This window comes from Aquitalea sp. FG25 (genome assembly GCF_057809375.1).
The window spans coordinates 76,551-98,198 of record NZ_JBMDJV010000011.1; the positions used below are offsets into that span (position 1 = coordinate 76,551).

Genomic DNA, 21,648 nt, shown 5'->3' on the forward strand with positions numbered 1-21,648 from the left:
TCATCCCGCGCTTAGTTGGCGGCCGAGGCATGCTGGCGCTGGCCGCCCCAGCTGCCACTGGCCGCATGCGGCTTGCCCCTGCCTTTGCCACTGCCCTCTGCCGCGCTTTGTTTGGCACGGTCGATAACCTTGATCTGAGCCCCCTCACGCAGCTTGTCCAGGCCATCCACCACCACTTTCTGACCGGCTTTCACGCCCTCTTCAATAATGGTGTTGTCGCCGGACACCGCACCGGTTTTCACCTTGCTGATGCTGACGGTCTGGTCCGGATTCACCGTATACACATAGCTGCCCACCTTGCCCTGCTGCAAAGCCACACTGGGCAACACGGTGGCATTGGCCTGCACCCCCAGTTGCAGATGCACATTGACGAACTGGTTGGGGAATAAGGCAGCATCGGCATTGGCAAAACGCGCCTTCAGGTTGACCGTGCCGGTGGTGGTACTTAGTTGATTGTCGATGGCCAGCAATTCGCCATCGGCCAGCTTGTGGCGGTTGTCGCGGTCCCAGGCTTCCACCTGCAGCTTGCCCTTGGCTGCCCGGTCTGCCGCCAGCACCTGGCTGAGGCTGGTTTCCGGGATGGCAAAAAGTATATTGATGGGCTGGGTTTGGGTAATCACTACCACGCCGTTGCTATCGCTGGAGTGCACGATATTGCCAGGGTCTACCTGACGCAGGCCGGCACGCCCGGCCAGCGGAGACGTGATGCGGCTGTAATCCAGTTGCAGACGGGCATTGGCCACCGCGCCCTGATCCAGTTTCACCGTGCCTTGATACTGGGCCACCAGCGCCTGCTGGGTATCCACCTGCTGTTTGGCAATGGAGTTCTGCGCCAGCAGTTGCTGGTAACGGGTGAGGTCCAGCCGGGCGTTTTGCAGCAGCGCCTGGTCGCGCAGCAGCTGGCCTTCGGCCTGGGTCAGCGCAGCCTGATAGGGGCGCGGGTCCAGTTCCGCCAGCAGCTGGCCTTTCTGCACCATCTGCCCCTCTTCAAAATGCAGGGCCATCAGTTGACCATCCACCCGGCTATGTACCGTCACCGTATTGGTGGCGGTTACCGTGCCCAGTGCCCCCAGCTGCAAGGGCGCATCCTGCTGCATCACCGGGGCCACCGCAACCGCTACCGGCGCACCGCCACGCTTGGGGGCCGCAGCATCGGCAGATGCCGTGCGATGGCTGTTCCACCACCAGCCACCGGCTGCCAGCACCAGCAGTAACAGGGAGACATTGCGCAAGGTATGGGGGGATTTGGCAGGAGCGGCAGACATATTGGTTTTCCGGGAAAGGACCAGCTTAAGTTGTCAGCGGAGTCAGGATCGACAAGCCTGATGCAAAGCAGCAAACAGGATGAGATGATAAGGAATCACCCTGCCCTTGCCTATCGACAAGCTGTTTATAGTTGTTAATCGGCCGGCATCAGGCACATCCTGGCAGGCATGGCGGCCAGACGGGCAAGAAAAAGCCCACTCTGGAAAGAGTGGGCTGTGATGAACGGCCATCTGGCTCAGAACAGCAATTCCTTGACGTTCTCCACCGCGTCCTTGGCCGCCGGCGCATTGGGGTCCTTCGCTGTCGTATCGTCTACCGCCGCATCGGAGGCATTGCTGCCCGGAATGGTGCCGTGGTTGTCAATCTTCAGCTCTGGATTGGTCTTCTGGAATTCCTCGTAGTAGTACTCATCACCACCACGCTGACCCGCACCCGGTTTCACCACGATGCCTGCCGGCACTGGCAGTTCTACCTCCGGCACCCCCTTGAGGGCATTGGCCATGTAGTTCATCCACACCGGCAGGGCGGCAGTACCGCCATAACCATAGCGGCCCAGCGAGCGCGGCTGGTCGTAACCCACCCAGGTGGCGGCCACCAGATTGGGGTTGAAGCCGACAAACCAGGCATCCTTCCAGTCACTGGTGGTACCGGTCTTGCCGGCCAGATCCATACGGCCCAGGCTCATTGCCTTGGCTGCAGTCCCGTAGCGCACCACATCTTTCAGCATGGAAGTCATGATGAAGGCATTGCGCGGGTCGATGGCCTGGGTGGCATTCTGCCCGGCAACCGCAGGCTGGGTTTTGGCCAGCACATGGCCGGATTGATCCTCGATGCGGTCAATGAAATAGGCCTTGATGCGATAGCCGCCATTGGAGAACACCGAATAGCCCTCAGCCATCTGCAGTGGTGTCGCTGCACCGGCACCCAGCGCCATGGTGAGATAGGCCGGGTGCTGTTTGGGCGAGAAGCCGAAACGCTGGATATATTGCTGGGCGTAATCGGTACCGACTGCCATCAGCAGCCGTACCGACACCAGGTTCTTGGATTGGGTCAGCGCACGACGCAAGCTGATCAGACCGGCAAACTTGCCATCATCGTTCTTCGGCTCCCAGCTGGGCGAACCGGGCGCACCCGGAACGGTCAGCGGCGCATCGTTGAACATGGTGGACGGGGTAACACCACGTTCGATACCCGAGGAATAGATAAAGGGCTTGAAGGTGGAGCCCGGCTGACGCCAGGCCTGGGTCACGTGATTGAAGCTGCGACGGTTGAAGTCAAAACCACCCACCAGCGATTTGATGGCGCCGTTGCGCGGGTCCATCGAGACAAATGCCCCTTCCACATCCGGCATCTGCACGATTTCCCAATAGCCCTTTTCGTTGGCACGGACACGAATCACCGCACCACGGCGAATCTGCTTGTCCGCCGCCAGCTTGGGGCTCAGTGCGCGACGGGCAAACTCCAGCCCCTGCCCCTTGATCACGGCAACCTTGCCGCCACGCAGGTAGGCACGTACTTCCGCAGGGCTTGCCGACAGCACAATCGCAGCCTGCATGTCGCCACTGTCGCGAATTTCAGACAGTGCATCGTCCAGCACCTCGGTCTGGTCTTCCCCCTCAGCAGAGGCCAGATCGATATAGCTTTCCGGCGCACGGTAACCCTGCTTGCGGTCGAAATCGATCAGACCTGCACGCAGGGCATCGTAGGCCCATTGCTGGTGATGGCTGTCCAGCGTGGTGTAGACCTTATAACCCTCGGTATAGGCGGCATCCTTGTAACGCTCATACATGGCCTGGCGCACCATTTCGGAAACATACAGCGCCGGCTGGTTGCTATCCACGGTGGCACTGGCCAGATGCAGCGGCTCATTCACTGCGGCGTTGTACTGATCCTGAGTGATGAAGTTCAGCTCGCGCATGCGGCGCAATACATACTGCTGGCGCAGGCGGGCACGTTCTGGATTGACAATGGGGTTATAGGCAGACGGTGCCTTGGGCAGCCCCGCCAGCATGGCCATTTCTGCCACGCTCAGGTCGGTGATTGGCTTGCCGAAATAGGCCTGCGCTGCCGCAGAAAAACCGTAGGCGCGCTGCCCCAGGTAGATCTGGTTGAAGTAAAGCTCAAGAATCTGATCCTTGGAAAGCGTATGTTCAATTTTGAAAGCGAGCAAAGCTTCATTAAACTTACGCGTGAAAGTCTTTTCACTGGAAAGGAAGAAATTCTTGGCCACCTGCATGGTGATGGTACTGGCACCGGAACGGGCATGACCGGATACCAGATTACCGACGGCGGCACGCAAAACCCCCATGTAGTCGATTCCGCTATGCTGATAGAATCTCTCGTCTTCAGCCGCAAGCAAGGCTTGCTTCATCAACTGCGGGACTTCATGGATACGGGCAAAGGAACGGCGCTCCTCACCGAATTCACCCAACAACTGGCCATCTGCCGAGTAGACACGCAGTGGAATTTTTGGACGGTAATCCGTCAGCACATCAAGACTTGGCAAACGCGGGTAGGTTATGATGATGGCAATGGCTGCCGCGCCGGCTGCCAGCACGGCCCCACCAATGACCAAGCCGGCCAGAATCGCAAGAAGTCGTTTGAACATAATTACAAATAGGCTTTCGGAAGAAAGCGGATTATAACGTCTTGTGGGAACAAGCAAGACAAACATTGACCGCGACAGCACAAAAACTGTCGCACTAGACCTATTCGGGGCCTTAACTGATGCTATCCGACAAATTACGGTTCGGGACAGACTGGCTGAATCAGCTTGGATTGGGGAAATCCAGCAATGTTCCCCTGCTTGGTCTTGATATCAGCACCACCTCCATCAAACTGGTGGAATTGTCCAGATCGGGCAAGAACTACCAGATCGAACGTTATGTGATAGAAAGCCTGCCCAAGGAAGCCGTGTCCGAGGGTAATCTGGTGGATATCGAAGGGATTGCCGAAGCCTTGCGCAAGGCTTGGAGACGCCTTGGCAGCCCGATCAAGAATGTCGCCATCGCCATTCCTACCGCAATGGCCATCTACAAGAAACTGCTGGTGCCGGTCAGCCAATCCGAAGACATGGAAGGCATGATCGAATCCGAGGCCGATCAGATCATTCCCTTCCCGCTGGACGAGGTTAACCTGGACTACCAGGTGCTGGGCCCTTCCAGCAGCAGTCTGGATGATCTGGAAGTCCTGCTGTGCGCCGCCCGCAAGGAAAAGGTGGAAGAGCGCGTGGCCGTGGTGGAAATGGCCGGCCTGCGCGCCCAGTTGGTGGATGTCGAGTCCTTTGCCATGATGACGGCCTTTGAGCAGATCCAGCAGCAATTGCCCGACCACGGCATGAATCAGACCTTTGCCCTGTTTGATATCGGTGCCAGCAAAATTCACTGCAATGTCATCCGTAACGGCCAGCAAATCTACTACCGCGAACAGATGTTCGGCGGCCTGCAACTGACACGCGATATCCAGCGCCGCTACGGCATCAGCTTTGACGAAGCCGAAAGTGGCAAGCGCAGCATGGCCATGCCGGATGGCTACGAATCCGAGTTGCTGCATCCGTTTGTGGATTCGCTGGCGCAGGAAATACAACGGGCACTGCAGTTCTTTTACACCACGGTCAGCGTATCGCAATACCTGCGCGTGGATTACATCCTGCTGGGCGGCGGTTGCAGCATGCTGGCCGGCCTGGATGATGCCGTTGCCTCTCGCACCCAGATCAGCACCATGATTGCCAACCCGTTTACGTCCATGGTGCAGTCCAGCTCCATCCGCCTGAAGGAACTGCTGCTGGATGCCCCGGCGCTGCTGATTGCCTGCGGACTTGCCATGCGGAGGTTCGACTGATGATACGCATCAACCTCCTGCCCCACCGCGAGCAGAAAAAAGCCGCCCACCGCCTGCGCTTCCAGCTGTTTCTTGGCAGCGCCATCGGTGCCGCGCTGCTGGTCATCGGCCTGAGCTACTTCATCCTGGATGCGCGCCAGTCCCGCCAGGAAGAACGTAACCAGTTCCTGCAAGCTGAAATCAACAAGCTCGACCAGCAAATCAAGGATATCGGCATGCTGAAGAAGCAGCGCGACGACCTGCTGGCACGTAAACAGCTGGTAGAACGCCTGCAACAAGGGCGCAATGATGCGGTACGCATCTTTGACCAACTGGTACGCCAGACCCCGGATGGCATCTACCTGAAAACCTTCAAGCAAAGTGGCAATGCGTTCAACTTCTCCGGCTACGGCCTGTCCGGCGCACGGGTGTCCAACTACATGCGCACCCTGGCCCAGTCGCAGGTGTTCAACGAACCCCAGCTGATTGAAGTGAAAGCGGCCATGGCAAACAACCAGCGCGTCAGTGAATTCAGCCTTACCAGCACGTTCAGACAGCCTGCAGCAGCCAGTGCACCGCAAGGCCAGGTCGCACCGCAGGGAGCCAAACCATGACCCTAGACGAGTTCCGCAATCTTGACCCCAAGGACATGCCCAACTGGCCGCTGCCAGCACAGGTACTCGTGCTTGTCTTCATGGCCGGGGTATTCCTGTTTCTGGGCTATTTCTTTGTCCTGAGCGACCAGATGGATAAGCTGCACACGTCCCAGCAGCAAGAAGAACAGCTCAAGCAAACCTTCATCGACAAAAAACGCCAGGCCATCAACCTGGAAGCGTTACAGCAGCAACTGAAGGAAATCCAGTTGTCCTTTGGCGCACTGCTCAAACAGCTGCCCACCAAATCAGACATGGATGCCTTGCTGACCGAAATCAACCAAGCCGGCATTGGCCGTGGCCTGCAGTTTGAGTTATTCCGCCCCAATGGTGAGATTAAGACAGCTGAAATGGCGGAGGTTCCGATTTCGATCAAGCTGACCGGCAGCTACAACGATCTGGCAGCCTTTGTCAGCGATGTGGCCCAGCTATCGCGCATTGTCACCATCGGCGACATCAGCCTGACCCCGGGGCAGGGCAAGGATGCCCGCATGACCATGGAAGCCACGGCCAAGACCTATCGCGCGCTGGAGCCAGAAGAGCGCATTGCTGCGGCACAGCCGCCAAAGAAGTGAGCGTGACGCCATGCTGAAAAAAACTCTCGCCGCCTTGCTGTGTCCGCTGCTGCTCACAGCCTGTGGCAGCGGCAATACCGAAGATCTGCACGCCTGGATGCAACAGGCCAGCCAGGGCCTGCGCGGTCAGATCGACCCGCTGCCCCAGGCCCAGGCATACCAGCCATTTACCTATAATGCCTTCGACATTCCTGATCCGTTCAATCCGGTCAAGCTGCAGATGGCCAAAAAGCAGAATGCTGCCAATGCGCCCGACTTCAAGCGCGCGCGTGAACTGCTGGAAAACTACGATCTGGACAAGCTGAAGATGGTTGGGCTGCTCAAGCGCAACAACATGACCTATGCACTGATCCGAACGCCGGAAAACAGCATCTACCGCGTGCAACCGGGCAATTTCATTGGCCCCAATTACGGCCAGGTCAAACGCATCAGCGAAACCGAACTAGTACTTTCCGAGACCGTGGAAGATCTGAACGGTGAATGGGTACAACGCGAAACCAGCATGTACCTGGATGAACAAGGGCAGAAATAATGAAAAACCATTCAATCAAACTGTTGTCGGGGCTGGGTCTGTCCATTGCATTTTCCATTGCCCATGCAGCGTCCATCACCGCGATCGACGTAGCCCAGACCGATGGTGACGCCCAATTGCTGCAGGTGACTTTTGATGGCCCGGCCATCAAGCCCAACAGCTTCGCCATCGCCAATCCGGCCCGCCTTGCCTTTGACTTTGCCGATACCCAGGTCAAACTCCCCAAGAGCGTTGTCGAGCTGGGTAATCCCATCGTCAAGTCTGCGGTTGCCGTGCAGGCCAATGGCCGCTCGCGCCTGGTGCTGAACCTGGCGCACAATGTGGCCTACAGCACCAGCATCTCGGGCAACAAGCTGCTGGTTCGCATCAATAACAGCATGACTTCGCCACAGCAGGCGGCCACCTCGCAAGAGCAGCCAGCCAGCAACGCATCCGCCGCCAGTCAGGCCAGCGCCCAGGCTGCCGTGGCCACCACCCCGCTGGGGCTGGACTTCCGCCGTGGCCGTGGTGGTGAAGGACGCGTGGAAATCACCCTGCCTTCTGAAAGCACGCCGGTTGACGTGCGCCGTGAGGGGAAGAATCTGGTACTGGATGTACTGGGTGCCAATCTGCCGCGATCGCTGGAAAAGCGCATGGATGTCAGCGACTTTGCCACCCCGGTGGACAAGGTAATTGCCAGCAATCAGGGGCGTAACAGCCGCATCATGGTGCAGCCGCAAGGCGACTGGGAGTTTTCCTCCTATCAGACAGAACGCAAGCTGGTGGTGGAAGTCCGCAAGGCTGTGGTGGAAAGCGCCAGCAAGAACGAGCTGAACAGCAAGCCTCAATACAAGGGCGACAAACTGTCGCTCAACTTCCAGAATATCGAAGTACGTACCGTATTGCAGGTGATTGCCGAATTTACCGGGCTTAACATCGTTACCAGCGATTCGGTAACCGGCAACATCACCCTGCGCCTGAAAGATGTACCGTGGGATCAGGCGCTGGATCTCATCCTGCAAACCAAGGGCCTGGATCAGCGCCGCAACGGTAATATCATCAACATCGCACCGCGCGAGGAGCTGCTCACTCGCGACAAGCAGATCCTGGAAGGCAAACAGCAACTGAATGCGCTGGAGCCCGTCCGCTCGGAAACCTTTGTGCTGCGTTACCGCTCGGCGGAAGACTTCAAGAAGATTCTGGATGGCAGCACCACCACGGCGGGTTCAGGTGCATCAGGCAGCAGCGGTGGTTCCGGCATGCTATCTGGGCGCGGCAGCTTCATGATCGACCCGAAAACCAACACGCTGATCATCAACGATACCCAGACCGTGATCGACAAGATTCGCGATCTGGTGACCAAGACCGACATTCCGGTCAAGCAGGTGCTGATTGAAGCGCGCATCGTCGAAGCCACCGACAACTGGAGCAAGAGCCTGGGGGTGAAACTCAATGTAGCACGCGCCAGTAGCGGCACCAGTATTGGCGGCTCGGTGGCCGATGCCACCACCAGTTTCAACCTTGCCAGAGGCAGCACCACCGGCACCATTCCGCTCAACTCCGGGGTCAATCTGGGCCTGTCCGGCACCTATAACTCCATTGGCGCCGTGTTTGGTGCAGGTTCGCGCGCGGCCATCGGCCTGGAACTGGATGCCATGGAAACCGCCGACAAGGGCAAGATCCTGGCCAGTCCACGCATCATGACTGCCGACCGGGTAGAAGCCAGCATCGAGCAAGGCACGGAAATTCCGTATCAGGAAGCCAGCTCCAGCGGTGCTACCTCGGTATCGTTCAAAAAGGCCAACCTCAGCCTGAAAGTCACGCCGCAAATCACACCGGACAACCGTGTGCTGATGGAAATTCAGATCAACAAGGACAGCGTCAGCAGCACCCTGTTTGTCAACAGCACCCCGGCCATCGACACCAAGGTGGTGAAAACCCAGGTAATGGTGGAAAACGGTGGCACCGTGGTGATTGGCGGTATCTACCAGCAAACACTGGATACCACGGTCAACAAGGTACCGCTGCTGGGTGACATTCCCTTCCTGGGCGCGCTGTTCCGCAGCAAGGTAGACAAGAACAACCGCACCGAGCTGCTGGTCTTCATCACCCCCAAGGTGGTGGAAGACCTGAACCTGCAAAATCATTAAACACTGGGTATCTGCGCGCATTTTGTCTTCTGCCTGCGCAGACAGACCCAGCCAGCATCAGCTACAATGCCTGCCATGGAGAACATGGCAGGCAATTTTTTTCTTGTCGGGCTGATGGGTGCCGGCAAGACCACCGTAGGCAGAGCCCTGGCACGCAAGACCGGCAAAACCTTCTACGACTCGGATCATGAAATCGAGGCGCGCACCGGTGTTCGCGTTGCCACCATCTTCGAGATAGAAGGTGAATTGCGCTTTCGCGACCGCGAAAGCAGCGTGATTGCCGATCTGGCCAGGATGAATAACATCGTACTGGCCACCGGTGGGGGCGCAGTACTGCGTCCGGAAAATCGGGCCGAACTGTCAAAACACGGCGTAGTGATCTACCTGCGCGCCTCCATTGATGACTTGCTGGCCCGCACCATGCACGACAAGAACCGTCCGCTGCTGCAAACCGCCGACCCGCGCGCCAAGCTGCAAAGCTTGCTGGAACAGCGCGACCCGCTTTACCGCGAAGTGGCCGACATCGTAGTCGACACCTCTCAGCAAAACGTCAATCTGCTGGTCAGCCGTCTGCTCGACCAGCTGCACAATACCCCAGCCAAGACCTGACGCACATGATTACCCTCGACCTGACCCTGCCGGATACCCGCTACCCCATTCACATTGGCCACGGACTGCTTGATCAGGCTGAGCTGATCCTGCCCCATCTGCCCATTCCCCAGGTTGCCATCATCACCAATGACGTGGTGGCACCGCTCTACCTGGAACGCCTGACCCGGCAGCTGCAAAGCCATGGCGTGCATTGCATCCCGGTCATCCTGCCGGATGGCGAAGCACACAAAAACTGGCAAACGCTGAATCTGATTTTCGATGCCCTTCTGGGAGCCAACGCCGAGCGCAAAACCACGCTGATTGCACTGGGTGGCGGCGTCATCGGCGACATGACCGGCTTTGCCGCTGCCTGTTATCAGCGTGGCGCACCGTTCATCCAGATTCCCACCACCCTGCTCGCTCAAGTTGACTCCTCGGTAGGTGGCAAAACCGCCATCAACCATCCCCTGGGCAAAAACATGGTTGGCGCGTTCTATCAGCCCAAACTGGTGCTGGCCGACATGGACTTGCTGGCCACGCTGCCCGAACGCGAACTGTCCGCCGGCATTGCCGAAGTGATCAAGTACGGCCTGTTGGGCGATGCCGATTTCCTGGCCTGGCTGGAGGCCAATATGGATCTCCTGCGCGCACGCGACCCGGCGACACTGCAATATGCCGTACGCCGCTCCTGCGAAATGAAGGCCGAGATTGTCGGCCAGGACGAAAAAGAACAGGGCGTACGCGCCCTGCTCAATCTGGGTCACACCTTTGGCCACGCCATCGAAGCCGGGCTGGGTTATGGACGATGGTTGCATGGCGAAGCCGTCGGTGCGGGCATGGTACTGGCCGCCGCTGCATCCCAGGCACTGGGCTGGCTGACACAGCATGATGTTGAACGGACGGTGGCGCTGATTGCTGCCGCCGGCCTACCGGTACGCAGCCCCAACTTCGGTGTGGACGAATGGATGCGTCACATGGGCCATGACAAAAAAGTGGAAAGCGGCGTCATCCGCTTTGTCCTGCTCAAGCAGCTGGGCCAGGCCGTCATCCAGCCCGGTCTACCGGTGGCGCTGCTCGACACCCTGTTCAGCGGACCGCATATCGATCCAAACCTCTCCCATTGATTGCCCACGCCCCCGCAAACCCTGAAACCTTAGTGTCATTAAGGATTTTTACGGATTGCGGGGAACTCTGGCTACCCGAATAATCCACTGCATAATTCAAGCAGAGAGAGAATCTCGGAGGGAAGCCAAGGTGGATGCAATAACCGCATTACTGGCCAGTTTCGGCCTGATGAGTAGCTACTACATTTCCCGCCAGCTGTGGCGCAAGCTAACTTATAAAAAGCCGCGCGCCCGGGGTATCGACCCGGTGGGCGAGGCCGAAGTTTTCCTGGCTTATGGCCGCAGCGGCGATGCCGTTCGCGTGCTGAAAGAGGCCATGAAGGATGAACCCCAAAATCTTTCCATCAAGGTCACCCTGCTGCGTGCCTACTCCACCGAAGGCAACGGCAAGGCCTACTGCCGCCTGGCCCGTGACGTACAGTCCCAGGTCAAGGACCAGCCGGTATGGCACACCATCCAGGAAAATGGCCGCCAGCTGGCACCGCAGGACCCTCTGTTCGCGGTCAAAGCCTGAATCCTGCTGCATGTAAAACAGGCTGCCCACGGGCAGCCTGTTTTACTTTGTCCATTTGAACCAAACTAATCAGCCTGCGTCAGCCGCCGGTTCGCGGAACTGCAGGCTGTGCAAACGGGCATACAGACCGTCCAGCTGCATCAGTTGCTGATGACTGCCCTGCTCCGCCACCTTGCCTTGATGCATCACGATGATGCGGTCGGCGTTCTCGATGGTGGACAAACGGTGGGCAATCACAATGGTGGTGCGATTCTTCATCAGATTTTCCAGTGCCGCCTGCACCAGTCGCTCGGACTGGGTATCCAGTGCCGACGTCGCTTCATCCAGAATCAGCAGCGGTGCGTTTTTCAGCAGTGCGCGTGCAATGGCCAAACGTTGACGCTGACCACCGGACAGTCGCACACCGTTCTCGCCGATCTGTGTATCTAGTCCGTCCGGCATGGCTTCGATGAACTCCAGCGCATTGGCAGCGCGCGCAGCCTCAATGATCTGCTCGCGGCTAATCGCCGGTCCTGAACCATAGGCAATATTCGCCGCCACGGTGTCGTTGAACAGCACCACATCCTGGCTCACCATGGCGATATGCTGACGCAAATCGGCCAGCACGATCTCATCCAACGCAAGGCCATCCAGGGTGATACGGCCCGACAACGGTTCGTAGAAGCGCGGAATCAGGCTGACCAGCGTGGTTTTACCGCTACCGGAAGAGCCTACCAACGCCACCGTCTCGCCGGAATTCACCTCCAGACTGACCTGCTGCAGCACCACCCGTTCGGCATTGGGATAACGGAAGGAAACATCCTCAAAACGCAGCTGGCCACGGGTTGTGGGCAGGCGCTGCGTCCCATGGTCCGGTTCGCCGGGTTCATCCAGGAAGTTGAACACACTTTCGGCGGCAGCCAACCCGCGCTGCATGGCTTGGGAAATACCGGTGATACGCTTTATCGGCGCAAACAACAGCATCATGGCCGTTAGGAAAGACATGAAGTCGCCAGCAGTAAACGCACCGTGCTGGGCGCGCATGGCGGCAAAATACAAAATGGCGGCCAAGGCGCAGGCAATCATCAGCTGGGTGACGCCGGTATTGGCCGAACTGGCCGCGCTTTGCTTCACACCATTGCGACGAATGGCCTGCGATGCGGTATTGAAGCGGCTTTCTTCGTACTCCTCGCCACCGTAAACCTTGATGACCTTCTGGCAATCCACCCCTTCACCCAAAATCTGCGTCAGGTCTGCCATGTGTTGCTGGTTTTCCAAAGCCAGGCCACGCAGACGCTTGGCAACCATGCGCATGCATACCGTTACCACCGGCATCACCACCAGGCAGATGATGGTCAGTTGCCAATCGATATACAGCAACCATGCCAGCAGGCTGATGGCAGTCACACCATCCTTGACGCTGACGGTAATGACATTGAAACCGGCCTCGGTCACCTGGTTGACATCAAAGGAGATGCGCGACACCAGACGCCCCGACTGATTATCGGCATAGTACTGCACCGGCAAGCGCAGCATCTTGGCAAACATCTGCTGTCGCAGGGTTTGCACCAGATGCCCGGCAAGCCAGCTGGAGGTGTATTCGTTGACGAAGCTGGTAATCCCCCGAACCAGGAATACGCCGACGATGGCCATCGGTACCCAGACAATCGCCTTCGGGTCTTTATTGACGAAGCCACCGTCGATCAACGGCTTCATCAGCCGGGCAAACGCTGGTTCGGTCAGGGCTGCAACGGTCATGGAGACCAGTGACAGGGTGAAGACCTTCCAGTACTGGGCCAGATAACCCAGCAGGCGGCGGTAAATGGGCCAGCTATGTTTCAAGGTAATAGTCCAATCGGATCAATGAGATGCGGCCAACAGGCCGGAAAGACCGCTCAGGGTCATGATCTGCTGCAAATTACTGTCCGGGGCAAAGCGCTGACGCACATCATGCGCACCGGCTTCGGCCATCTGGCCCTGCTGCGGCATGGCATCCAGTGCCGCAGCAATGGCAGCAGCCCAAGCCTGGGCATTGCCAGCTTCCACCAACGTGCCGGTCTGACCATGTTTTACCGTTTCCGGAATACCCCCGGTATTGCTGGCCAGTACCGGGCACTGCAGCGCCAGTGCCTCGATTTGCGACATGCCCAAGGGCTCGTAAGTTGACGGCATCAGCAACAGGCCGGCATGACGGTACAAGGGTGCCACCGGGGAGACAACGCCCGCCAGCAGCACGCGCTGCTGCAAGCCCAGACGCTGGATTTCCGCCTCGATGTCCGGCCTGGCTACCCCCTCTCCCGCCACCAGATAACGCCAGTGCGGATGGCTGTCGCGCAACAAATGCATGGCTTGCAGAATGGTCAGATGCCCCTTTTCGCCACGCAACATGGCTGCATGCAACAGCACCGGGCTGCCATCGGTAGCCAGCCAGTCGGCAATCGCGGGCGGAACCGCCTGATCAACAGCAGCATCCAGCCCGGCAAAGTCTATTCCCGGATACACCACGTGAATGCGCTCGGGCCGAATCGCCGGATTTTGCAACAAGGCATCGCGCAGGTAATGGCTGGGCACCATGGTGGCATCCACCAGCCGGTTATACGACCAGGCCGACGGCTTGCCCGGCTGATAAGTGCGCGAACGCAGCAAGAACGGGCGTCGCCACACTAGGCGTGCGGCAATGGCCAGATTATTGCTGTCATGCCCGCTGTGGCAAATGGCAAGGCGTGGCTGATGCTGGCTGATCCAGCGCCGCAGAATGGCAATCGACGGCACATGCACACTGTTGCGAAAACGAACCGGCAACACCGACAAACCCTGCTGCAAAGCCGCCTGTTCAACGCGTCCACCCGGACGGCAAGCCAGTATGGTGCGCAGGTCATGCGACTGCATCTGGCGCATTTGCTGCATCAGCTGCAATTCCTGCCCGCCGACATTATCGGAGGACTCGGTGAACAGCACCCAGTCAGTCATGATGTCTTCCTTCCGCAGCACGGGCTGGCTGGCTGATCTGCAGCAGCTGTTGCAAGGTATTGCATGCCTCGGCACTGCTGATGGCTTCCATGCACAGGGCACGGCGACATTCATTGGCGCCATTGCCAAAACGGCGGAAACAACGCAAAGCCCAGTCTACATCGCGATGGTGCACACTGCGCTGGTTACGGCAGGGGAATATATCCGGACCAACCCCCATACATGGGTAACGGCTAAAGAAGCGGCTGGCACCAAACAACACTTCGCTGCCCGGGCCAAACAGCATCAGCAAGGGCGTACCCGTCACCTTGGCCAGATGTGCCACGCCGGTGTCCGGGCAAACACAGGCGCGCGCTCCGGCCAGTAATTGACGCAACTGCAGCAGGGTAAGGCAGCCAGCCATGCGAACATCACCGGCAGGCGGTTCGATTTCTCGCAGCAGGGCATCCTCGCCCGGCCCGCAAGACCACACCACCGCCAGCTTGGCACGGCGAATGGATTCGGCCAGCTCCAGCCAGTGCGCCGCCGGCCAAAAGCGGGTGGCCGAACTGGCCCCCACATGCAGCACGACATAATGATCCGGCAAGGAGGGCAGGCTTTGCTGTGGCATCGGCCAGTCGCTTAGCTGATAAGGGGCCGGCTCCGGGCCATCCACCAGCCGGGCTGCGGTGTCAGTCCAGGCTTCAGGCTCTGTGGCATACGGAATGGCCTCATCCAGCAGCCAGTTTTTGTGCGCCGGCTGTTCGTTGGCAAAGCCGACAATCCAGCGCGCACCGATGGCACGCGCCAGATAACTGAGGCGATTTTCGCCCATCAGCAGCACCAGATCGAAACGTGGCATGGCAAACAGCTGGCACACCGAGGCAAAGTTGCGGATATGCCAGCCAAAGGCACGCACACCATAGGGTTGCCCGCCATACAAGGATACTTGGCCAAACGGGCAGGCCATGATGATGTCAGCCTGAGGATAACGTTGCCGCGCCTTGGCCAGCAGACTGGTCGCCATCAAGGCATCGCCCAGCAAAAACTGGTGCAGGATCAGCACGCGCTGCACCGTTGCGGCTTCGGGCTTGCGCCGCAGCCATTGCCAGGGCAGACGCAGCAGCAGAGACAGGAAGATCAGCGCACGACCAGGGAAGCGACTTGCTTTCATCATGGCGTTGCCACCACATCAGGCAGCCCGCCCGGCAGCAGGCGGCGATACAGCGCCATCATCTGTGCCACCATTTGCGGCTCGGTTTGTGCCAGCACCCGTTCGCGCGCCTGCCGGGCCATCTCCGGCCACTGTGCGCGGGCCGCCAGCCATGCCGCCACATTCTGCTGCCATGCCTGTGTATCCTGCGGCGCGGCCAGCCAACCGGTCTTGCCGGGAGTCACACACTCGCCACCGCCACAACGGGTGCTGGTAAGCACCGGCAGGCCGCAGGCCATGGCTTCAGCCACCACCGAGCCAAACGGTTCGTACAGTGTTGGCAAAATGAATCCGTCCGCCATGCCGTAATGGCTGAGCACATCTTTTTGCGGACCGGTGAAGTGCACGCGTGCGGCCACGCCCAGCGCCCTGGCCAGCTGTTGGTAGTACGCCAGTTTCTTGTCACCACCCACCACCACCAGATGTACATCCGGCTGCTGCTGGATGGAACGAATAGCCTGCGCCACGCCCTTGCGTTCAAAGCCGGAGCCGACATATACCAGCACTGGCGCATCAGCCGGAATGCCGTATTGCGCACGCAAGGCGCTGCGGCGCAGCTGAGCGGCGTCGGGATTGAAGCGCTGACAATCCACACCATTGTGAATCACCACGCATTGTTCCGGACTGAGCGGAAAACGCTGCAGCACATCTTGTTTCACCATCTCAGAAATACAGATCACCGCTCGCAGGTCTGGATGCGTGAACATGGCGCGCTCCATGCGCAGCATGAAATGGTGATAGGGATTGCACCAGACCGACAGCTTGTGCCACCAGCCCTTGCCCTCTGCACGCGCATCCAGCCAGGCGGCGTGCACGCCGTCGCCGGCACGGAATACATGGCAACCGGGAATGCGTTCGTGCGACTGCACCAGATCAGCCCCCACCTGTTGCCAGGCACGCCGCGCGGCGCGGGCAAAGCCCCAGTCGCGCCAGATACTGCCCAGATAGAAGGGATTGACGCGGCATACGGCCACACCATCCAGTTGCTCCCAGTTGCGGTTGATCAGCACCGGCTCCAGTTCGGGCTGCTGTTTCAACTGGCCCAGAATGGCGCTGACGATGCGCTCAGCGCCGCCAGCCGGATTGTATTTCTGCCGGATAATGGCCAGACGGGTCATGCGGTTTCTCCCAGTACGGCGTCAACCGCATCCATGACTTGTTGCAGACTGATCAGATTCAGACATTCGCTGTTCCAGCCACCACCACAGCCTGCATTGCCACAGGGTCGGCACGGTACACGGGCAGCAACTACCCGGTGCGGCACTTGCCACGGCCCCCATTCGATATCGCCGGACGGACCAAACAGGGCCACACAGGGTGTTTTCATTGCCGAGGCAATATGCATGGGGACCGAATCCACACCGATATACAGACGAGCGTTATCAATGGCGGCGGCCAGTTCTTTCAGGCTGAGCTGGCCGGCCAGGCTGGCAGCCGGCTGCGTCAGCCGTGACTGGATATCAGCCAGCATGGCCATTTCATCCGGGCTGGGCGCGGCTGTCAGCAATACGCGCTGGCCGCGTTGCTGCAGGGTGTTGATCAGCGCAGCCATGTTTTCCACCGTCCAGCTCTTGAACAACCAGCGCGAGGTGGGGTGTACCAGAATGTACTGCCCGGCCTGCAAGCCTTGTTGTTCCAACTTGGCGGCCAGCGTGGCTTCGGCATTGTGACCGGCCACCAGCATCAGCTGACGCTGTTGTTCTGCCGGATAAACACCGATACGCCGCAGCGCATCCAGATGGATTTCAATGGTATGGCGACGGTTGCCCGGCACCTGCAAATAGCGATGGGTAAAGCTTTTGCGGAACAGCTTGCCATACGGGCCATCCGGCCCCACCGACCAGCGTGGCGACAGCAGGCGGACCAGCCAGGCACCGCGCTTGTGTTCGGTCAGGGTGATGACCAGGTCGTACTGGCGCTGGCGCAGGCGGTTGATCAGCCCCAGTTCAGCCTTGAGCTGGCCAAATAGGCCCAGCTTTTTCCAGTTGCGGTCTATGGTGTGCAACTGGCTGATGGCCGGATGCAGGCTGAGCATTTCCTGCGTATCGCGATAGACCAGCGCATCGATTTCCAGCTGCGGAGCCTGCTGTTTCAGGGCGCTAAAGACAGGAGATGTGAGCAGCACATCCCCATGGTGGCGCAGTTTGATCACCAAGACGCGGCGCACCTGGTTCAGATCGATGGAGTCATTCAGCATAGATTGGGTGAAAAAAGCCGGATCAGGCATCCGGCTCGGTATTCAGCAGTTGCAAAAGATCGGCGATTTTATCAGGGTCTTCAGATCGAAGCATGCGTCCCGCAATGGGGGCGATATCGTCCAGATGGGTGTTGAGCACCATGCGCTTGACCGAGAGCAGGCTGGCCGGATGCATGGAGAACTTGCGCAGGCCCATGCCCAGCAGCAAGCGGGTCAGGCGCGGGTCGCCCGCCATCTCACCGCACACCGATACCGGTACCCCACCCTTGATGCCGGTGCGGATGGTATGCAGGATCAGCTTGAGCACTGCCGGGTGAACCGGGTCGTACAGATGGCTGACTGAGTCGTCGTTGCGGTCGATGGCCAGGGTGTACTGGATCAGGTCGTTGGTGCCGATGGACAAGAAATCGACGTACTTGATGAAACTGCCCACCACCAGCGCGGCGGAGGGGATTTCAATCATCGCGCCGACTTCCACCTTTTCATCAAAGGGCAGACCTTCGTCGTGCAATTCCTGCTTGGCGTAATCCAGCTGGGCAATCGACTGCTTGAGTTCGCCCAGCGAATTAAGCATGGGGAACAGAATTTTTACCTTGCCGTAATGCGAGGCGCGCAGCAGCGCCCGCAATTGGGCACGAAACATCAAGGGTTCGGCCAGGCACAGCCGAATGCCGGTCAGGCCCAGTGCCGGGTTGTCCGCCACATCATGGTTCAGCCATTTCGGGTTCTTGTCGGCCCCCAAATCCATGGTGCGGATGGTGACCGGCAGGCCTTTCATGTCTTCGGCCACCTTGCGGTAGGCCTCGAACTGCTCGTTTTCGGTGGGCAGCGTATCACGGCCCAGAAACAGGAACTCGCTGCGGAACAGGCCCACACCGGCGGCACCGGAGCTTTTCACCACGTCCACATCCTGCGGCAATTCGATATTGGCCAACAGCTCGATCACCGTGCCATCTTTGGTTTTGGCATCGGACTTGCGGATGGAAGACAGCTTGCGCTTGGCATCGCGCCAGGCACGCTGGCGCCGGCGGTATTCGCTCAGTACCAGTTCGTCCGGATTGACAATCAGCACGCCCTGCTGGCCATCAACGATGATTTGTTCTTCCTCGCGGATCAGCTCGCGGGCGTGATGCAGGGCAATGACGGACGGCAGGTCGAGGCTGCGTCCCAGAATGGCGGTATGCGAAGTGGCACCGCCCACATCGGTCACGAAGGCGGCGAAATTGGAATCCTTGAAATACACCATGTCAGCTGGCGACAGATCATGCGCCACCAGAATGGTGTCATCCAGCAGGTCGCCCGGTGCCGGCAACTGCGGGGCGTGGCCGTCCAGGTTCTTGAAAATGCGCTCCACCACCTGCAGCACGTCATTCTTGCGCTCACGCAGGTAATCTTCCTCGATGGCGTCAAACTGCTCCACCAGCAGGTCGCATTGCAGCTTCAATGCCCATTCGGCATTGCAGCGCTGTTTTTCGATGATTTCACGCGGTTCGCGCGAGATGGTGATATCGCCCAGCAACATGATGTGCAGCGACAGGAAAGCCCCCAGCTCGGCCGGCGCATTTTCCGGAATGCTGCCCCACAGCATTTCCAGTTCCTTGCGCGTGGCACGCACCGCTTCGTCAAAACGGGTCATCTCGGCCGGGACTTCTGCATCCTCCAGGCCGTAGTGCGCCACATCGTCCATGCTGCGCGAGATGAGATGGGCCCGGCCAATGGCGATGCCGCCACCAATGGCTACACCATGCAGGGTGATATTCATCGTCCCATCCCCTCCTCAAGCGGGCTGATTCATTCAGCCTCGTCAAACCGGTTGTTGATCAATGCGGCCAGCGCATCCAGCGCTTCTTGTTCATCCGGGCCATCCACGTCCAGTTCGACGGTGGAGCCCTTGGCGGCTGCCAGCATCATCACCCCCATGATGCTCTTGCCGTTTACCCGGCGGCCATTGCGGGCAATGCCCACATCGCTCTTGAAACGGCTGGCAAGCTGGGTGAATTTACTCGAAGCACGAGCATGCAGGCCAAGTTTATTGATAATTTGTATTTCAACGCGCAGCATTACCGTCCCCTGGAAGAATATAAAGTACGCCCTCCAGCCCACCGGTAATGGCCTTGCTGACCACGATTTCCAGCGGCTGGCTGCTATAGCTGAGCGCACGCACCAGCATGGGCAGGCTGACCCCGGCAACGGCTTCCACCTTGCCCGGATCAATCAGCCGGCTGGCAATATTGGATGGCGTGCCGCCATACATATCGGTCAACACCACCACGCCATCGCCCTGCTCCAGGCGTGCCACCAGCGCCGCAGCTTCGACCAGTTTCTGATCCGGGTCCTCGGTTTTCTCTACCGCCAGCGTGGCGATATTGTCCGGGTCCCGTCCTAATACATGCCGGGCGCAGTCGAGTAGACAGGCACCCAGATTGCCATGAGATATGACTAGTACACCAACCATGCCTGCGTCTTCTTGTCCGTAACGATTATCGGCACACAGTCCGCTGTAGCGAACCGTGCTTCATTTCTGCTGCGAATCCGGCATTGTAACAGGCCCGTTTTCCACCCGACGAAACCAAGCGAGTTTATCTGCCAGCGAAACGACACTGCCCACGATGATAAGCGCCGGCGATGCAACGCCATAGGACGATATCAGGGCCGGCAGGGTTTGCAGCGTTCCGCTCAGCGTACGCTGGCGCGGAGTAGTCGCCCATTCGATGACAGCTGCTGGCGTATCCGCCGGCTTGCCATGCTCGATGAAGGCCGCACATAGCTCGGCGGCCATGGTCAGCCCCATGTACACCACCACGGTCTGATCCGGGCGGGTAAGCGCCGGCCAGTCCAGGTCTATGCTGCCATCTTTCTTGTGGCCGGTGACAAATGTCACCGACTGGGCATGATCCCTGTGGGTCAAAGGTATACCGGCGTAGCTTGCCGCGCCATTTGCCGATGTAATGCCCGGCACCACCTCGAAGGGAATATTATGCTCGGCCAGGGTTTCGATTTCCTCGCCACCACGGCCAAAGGTAAAGGGATCGCCCCCCTTCAGGCGCAGCACCCGCTTGCCAGACTGCGCCAGGCGCACCATCAGCTGGTTGATGTCTTCCTGCGGCAGCGTGTGATTGGCACGCGCCTTGCCCACATAAATGCGCTCGGCATCGCGCCGCACCAGCTCCAGTAACTCCGGGGCCACCAGCTTGTCGTGCAGCACCACATCGGCCTGCTGCATCAGGCGCAGGGCACGGAAGGTCAGCAGATCGGGGTTACCCGGGCCAGCCCCCACCAGATACACCGCACCGCTGGGGCGATCTTCGGAACTGGCCAGCCGTTTTTCCATTTCTTCGCAGGCAGCCGCCTCGCGACCATTCATCACGGCTTCAGCCACCGGGCCTTCCAGTACCGACTCCCAGAAAGTTCGCCGCGCTTCGACATCGGCAAACCGGGCTTTCACCCGCTCGCGAAAGCGGGAAGAAAATGCTGCCAGCAGGCCAAAGCTGGCCGGAATGATGCTTTCCAGCCTGGCGCGTACCAGCCGCGCCAGCACCGGAACGCTGCCACCGGAGGAAACCGCAATCACCAGTGGCGAGCGGTCGATGATAGCAGGGGTGATGTAACTGGAGATTTCCGGGTCGTCCACCACATTGACCGGAATATTGTGCTGCTGCGCCACGTGGGAAACCTCCTGGTTGACCGTGCGCTGATCGGTGGCCGCAATCACCAGCCGCATGCCGCTGACCATCTCATCAGCAAAGTAGCCGGGCAGCCACTGCAATTCACCACGCTTGGCCATCAAGGCCAGTTCGTCGGTCACTTCGGGCGCCACCACGGTCAGGCGAGCACCGGCGGCCTTGAGCAGGCGCACCTTGCGCAAGGCAACATCACCGCCGCCAACCACCAGACAGGCGGCATCTTGCAGCTTGAGAAAAATCGGAAAGTAATCCATGCATCACTCCACAACGATCGCCACAGCATACTTTATTTGTTGCATAAAAACGACGAAAACGGCGCATACAGTCTGATTTTCGTCATCACAATTTCCATACTAAATGCCATGATGAGAGTAAGCCCTTCACCAGCAGTAGAAAGGGCAAACAAGGAAGCGGCGGGTGAACA

General features: G+C 59.0%; 19 protein-coding genes. 8 read left to right on the forward strand and 11 right to left on the reverse strand.

Features of this window, described 5'->3' with window-relative positions:
• Positions 1–11: 11 nt before the first annotated feature.
• Together ACODR9_RS11490 and ACODR9_RS11495 are read right to left on the reverse strand one after the other, a co-directional pair.
• The gene (locus ACODR9_RS11490) at positions 12–1,265 is read right to left on the reverse strand and encodes an MdtA/MuxA family multidrug efflux RND transporter periplasmic adaptor subunit (protein ID WP_488809406.1); all 1,254 of its coding nucleotides are present in this window, start codon (positions 1,263–1,265) and stop codon (positions 12–14) included.
• Between the two features lie 236 nt (positions 1,266–1,501).
• Complete coding sequence (locus ACODR9_RS11495) at positions 1,502–3,874, reverse strand: penicillin-binding protein 1A (protein ID WP_488809407.1); 2,373 nt, start codon at positions 3,872–3,874, stop codon at positions 1,502–1,504.
• A 119-nt stretch (positions 3,875–3,993) separates the two neighbouring features.
• Here ACODR9_RS11495 and ACODR9_RS11500 point away from each other — a divergent pair, with 119 nt between their 5' ends.
• From ACODR9_RS11500 to ACODR9_RS11535, 8 genes are all read left to right on the forward strand, one after another.
• Positions 3,994–5,106, forward strand: a complete 1,113-nt coding sequence (locus ACODR9_RS11500) for a pilus assembly protein PilM (RefSeq protein ID WP_159874770.1) — start codon at positions 3,994–3,996, stop codon at positions 5,104–5,106.
• The gene (locus tag ACODR9_RS11505; protein WP_488809408.1) at positions 5,106–5,699 is read left to right on the forward strand and encodes a PilN domain-containing protein; all 594 of its coding nucleotides are present in this window, start codon (positions 5,106–5,108) and stop codon (positions 5,697–5,699) included. The genes ACODR9_RS11500 and ACODR9_RS11505 overlap by 1 nt, the downstream gene beginning before the upstream one ends.
• Positions 5,696–6,313 (forward strand): type IV pilus inner membrane component PilO, encoded by a 618-nt coding sequence (locus ACODR9_RS11510; RefSeq protein WP_488809409.1) that lies wholly within the window; start codon positions 5,696–5,698, stop codon positions 6,311–6,313. The genes ACODR9_RS11505 and ACODR9_RS11510 overlap by 4 nt, the downstream gene beginning before the upstream one ends.
• 10 nt (positions 6,314–6,323) lie before the next feature.
• Positions 6,324–6,845, forward strand: a complete 522-nt coding sequence (locus ACODR9_RS11515) for a pilus assembly protein PilP (protein ID WP_488809410.1) — start codon at positions 6,324–6,326, stop codon at positions 6,843–6,845.
• Entirely contained in the window at positions 6,845–8,974 is a 2,130-nt protein-coding gene (locus ACODR9_RS11520) for a type IV pilus secretin PilQ (protein WP_488809412.1), read from the forward strand. The genes ACODR9_RS11515 and ACODR9_RS11520 overlap by 1 nt, the downstream gene beginning before the upstream one ends.
• Positions 8,975–9,040: 66 nt before the next feature.
• Positions 9,041–9,583 (forward strand): shikimate kinase AroK, encoded by a 543-nt coding sequence (gene aroK, locus ACODR9_RS11525; protein WP_488809414.1) that lies wholly within the window; start codon positions 9,041–9,043, stop codon positions 9,581–9,583.
• 5 nt (positions 9,584–9,588) lie between these two features.
• Positions 9,589–10,689, forward strand: a complete 1,101-nt coding sequence (gene aroB / locus ACODR9_RS11530; protein ID WP_488809415.1) for a 3-dehydroquinate synthase — start codon at positions 9,589–9,591, stop codon at positions 10,687–10,689.
• Positions 10,690–10,819: 130 nt separating this feature from the next.
• Positions 10,820–11,203, forward strand: a complete 384-nt coding sequence (locus tag ACODR9_RS11535; protein WP_488809416.1) for a type IV pilus assembly protein FimV — start codon at positions 10,820–10,822, stop codon at positions 11,201–11,203.
• 69 nt (positions 11,204–11,272) lie between these two features.
• On the opposite strand, the gene msbA is transcribed toward ACODR9_RS11535, so the two are convergent.
• From msbA to cysG, 9 genes are read right to left on the reverse strand one after another with little or no spacing between them, the layout of a single operon-like run.
• Positions 11,273–13,024, reverse strand: coding sequence for a lipid A export permease/ATP-binding protein MsbA (gene msbA / locus ACODR9_RS11540; RefSeq protein WP_488809417.1), 1,752 nt, complete (start codon positions 13,022–13,024; stop codon positions 11,273–11,275).
• Between the two features lie 18 nt (positions 13,025–13,042).
• Positions 13,043–14,152: a glycosyltransferase gene (locus tag ACODR9_RS11545; protein WP_488809418.1), complete on the reverse strand. Its 1,110-nt coding sequence runs from the start codon at positions 14,150–14,152 to the stop codon at positions 13,043–13,045.
• Positions 14,145–15,308: a glycosyltransferase family 9 protein gene (locus ACODR9_RS11550; RefSeq protein WP_488809420.1), complete on the reverse strand. Its 1,164-nt coding sequence runs from the start codon at positions 15,306–15,308 to the stop codon at positions 14,145–14,147. The genes ACODR9_RS11545 and ACODR9_RS11550 overlap by 8 nt, the downstream gene beginning before the upstream one ends.
• Positions 15,305–16,462: a glycosyltransferase family 4 protein gene (locus ACODR9_RS11555; protein ID WP_488809421.1), complete on the reverse strand. Its 1,158-nt coding sequence runs from the start codon at positions 16,460–16,462 to the stop codon at positions 15,305–15,307. The genes ACODR9_RS11550 and ACODR9_RS11555 overlap by 4 nt, the downstream gene beginning before the upstream one ends.
• Entirely contained in the window at positions 16,459–17,541 is a 1,083-nt protein-coding gene (gene rfaQ / locus ACODR9_RS11560; RefSeq protein ID WP_488809423.1) for a putative lipopolysaccharide heptosyltransferase III, read from the reverse strand. Before rfaQ ends, ACODR9_RS11555 begins: the two co-directional genes overlap by 4 nt.
• Positions 17,542–17,563: 22 nt before the next feature.
• The gene (gene ptsP / locus ACODR9_RS11565) at positions 17,564–19,303 is read right to left on the reverse strand and encodes a phosphoenolpyruvate--protein phosphotransferase (RefSeq protein ID WP_488809424.1); all 1,740 of its coding nucleotides are present in this window, start codon (positions 19,301–19,303) and stop codon (positions 17,564–17,566) included.
• A gap of 29 nt (positions 19,304–19,332) precedes the next feature.
• Positions 19,333–19,602 (reverse strand): HPr family phosphocarrier protein, encoded by a 270-nt coding sequence (locus ACODR9_RS11570; RefSeq protein ID WP_488809425.1) that lies wholly within the window; start codon positions 19,600–19,602, stop codon positions 19,333–19,335.
• Positions 19,589–19,996, reverse strand: a complete 408-nt coding sequence (locus ACODR9_RS11575) for a PTS sugar transporter subunit IIA (RefSeq protein ID WP_488809427.1) — start codon at positions 19,994–19,996, stop codon at positions 19,589–19,591. The genes ACODR9_RS11570 and ACODR9_RS11575 overlap by 14 nt, the downstream gene beginning before the upstream one ends.
• A gap of 60 nt (positions 19,997–20,056) precedes the next feature.
• On the reverse strand, positions 20,057–21,478 hold the full coding sequence (gene cysG, locus ACODR9_RS11580) for a siroheme synthase CysG (RefSeq protein ID WP_488809428.1): 1,422 nt from the start codon (positions 21,476–21,478) through the stop codon (positions 20,057–20,059).
• Between the last annotated feature and the right edge of the window lie 170 nt (positions 21,479–21,648).

Excerpts from the sequence above, each read along its gene's own strand:
- ACODR9_RS11490 (WP_488809406.1), bottom strand. The coding sequence starts at position 1,265 with ATGTCTGCCGCTCCTGCCAAATCCCCCCATACCTTGCGCAATGTCTCC.
- ACODR9_RS11495 (WP_488809407.1), bottom strand. The coding sequence starts at position 3,874 with ATGTTCAAACGACTTCTTGCGATTCTGGCCGGCTTGGTCATTGGTGGG.
- ACODR9_RS11500 (WP_159874770.1), top strand. The coding sequence starts at position 3,994 with ATGCTATCCGACAAATTACGGTTCGGGACAGACTGGCTGAATCAGCTT.
- ACODR9_RS11505 (WP_488809408.1), top strand. The coding sequence starts at position 5,106 with ATGATACGCATCAACCTCCTGCCCCACCGCGAGCAGAAAAAAGCCGCC.
- ACODR9_RS11510 (WP_488809409.1), top strand. The coding sequence starts at position 5,696 with ATGACCCTAGACGAGTTCCGCAATCTTGACCCCAAGGACATGCCCAAC.
- ACODR9_RS11515 (WP_488809410.1), top strand. The coding sequence starts at position 6,324 with ATGCTGAAAAAAACTCTCGCCGCCTTGCTGTGTCCGCTGCTGCTCACA.
- ACODR9_RS11520 (WP_488809412.1), top strand. The coding sequence starts at position 6,845 with ATGAAAAACCATTCAATCAAACTGTTGTCGGGGCTGGGTCTGTCCATT.
- aroK (WP_488809414.1), top strand. The coding sequence starts at position 9,041 with ATGCCTGCCATGGAGAACATGGCAGGCAATTTTTTTCTTGTCGGGCTG.
- aroB (WP_488809415.1), top strand. The coding sequence starts at position 9,589 with ATGATTACCCTCGACCTGACCCTGCCGGATACCCGCTACCCCATTCAC.
- ACODR9_RS11545 (WP_488809418.1), bottom strand. The coding sequence starts at position 14,152 with ATGACTGACTGGGTGCTGTTCACCGAGTCCTCCGATAATGTCGGCGGG.
- ACODR9_RS11550 (WP_488809420.1), bottom strand. The coding sequence starts at position 15,308 with ATGATGAAAGCAAGTCGCTTCCCTGGTCGTGCGCTGATCTTCCTGTCT.
- ACODR9_RS11555 (WP_488809421.1), bottom strand. The coding sequence starts at position 16,462 with ATGACCCGTCTGGCCATTATCCGGCAGAAATACAATCCGGCTGGCGGC.
- rfaQ (WP_488809423.1), bottom strand. The coding sequence starts at position 17,541 with ATGCTGAATGACTCCATCGATCTGAACCAGGTGCGCCGCGTCTTGGTG.
- ptsP (WP_488809424.1), bottom strand. The coding sequence starts at position 19,303 with ATGAATATCACCCTGCATGGTGTAGCCATTGGTGGCGGCATCGCCATT.
- ACODR9_RS11570 (WP_488809425.1), bottom strand. The coding sequence starts at position 19,602 with ATGCTGCGCGTTGAAATACAAATTATCAATAAACTTGGCCTGCATGCT.
- ACODR9_RS11575 (WP_488809427.1), bottom strand. The coding sequence starts at position 19,996 with ATGGTTGGTGTACTAGTCATATCTCATGGCAATCTGGGTGCCTGTCTA.
- cysG (WP_488809428.1), bottom strand. The coding sequence starts at position 21,478 with ATGGATTACTTTCCGATTTTTCTCAAGCTGCAAGATGCCGCCTGTCTG.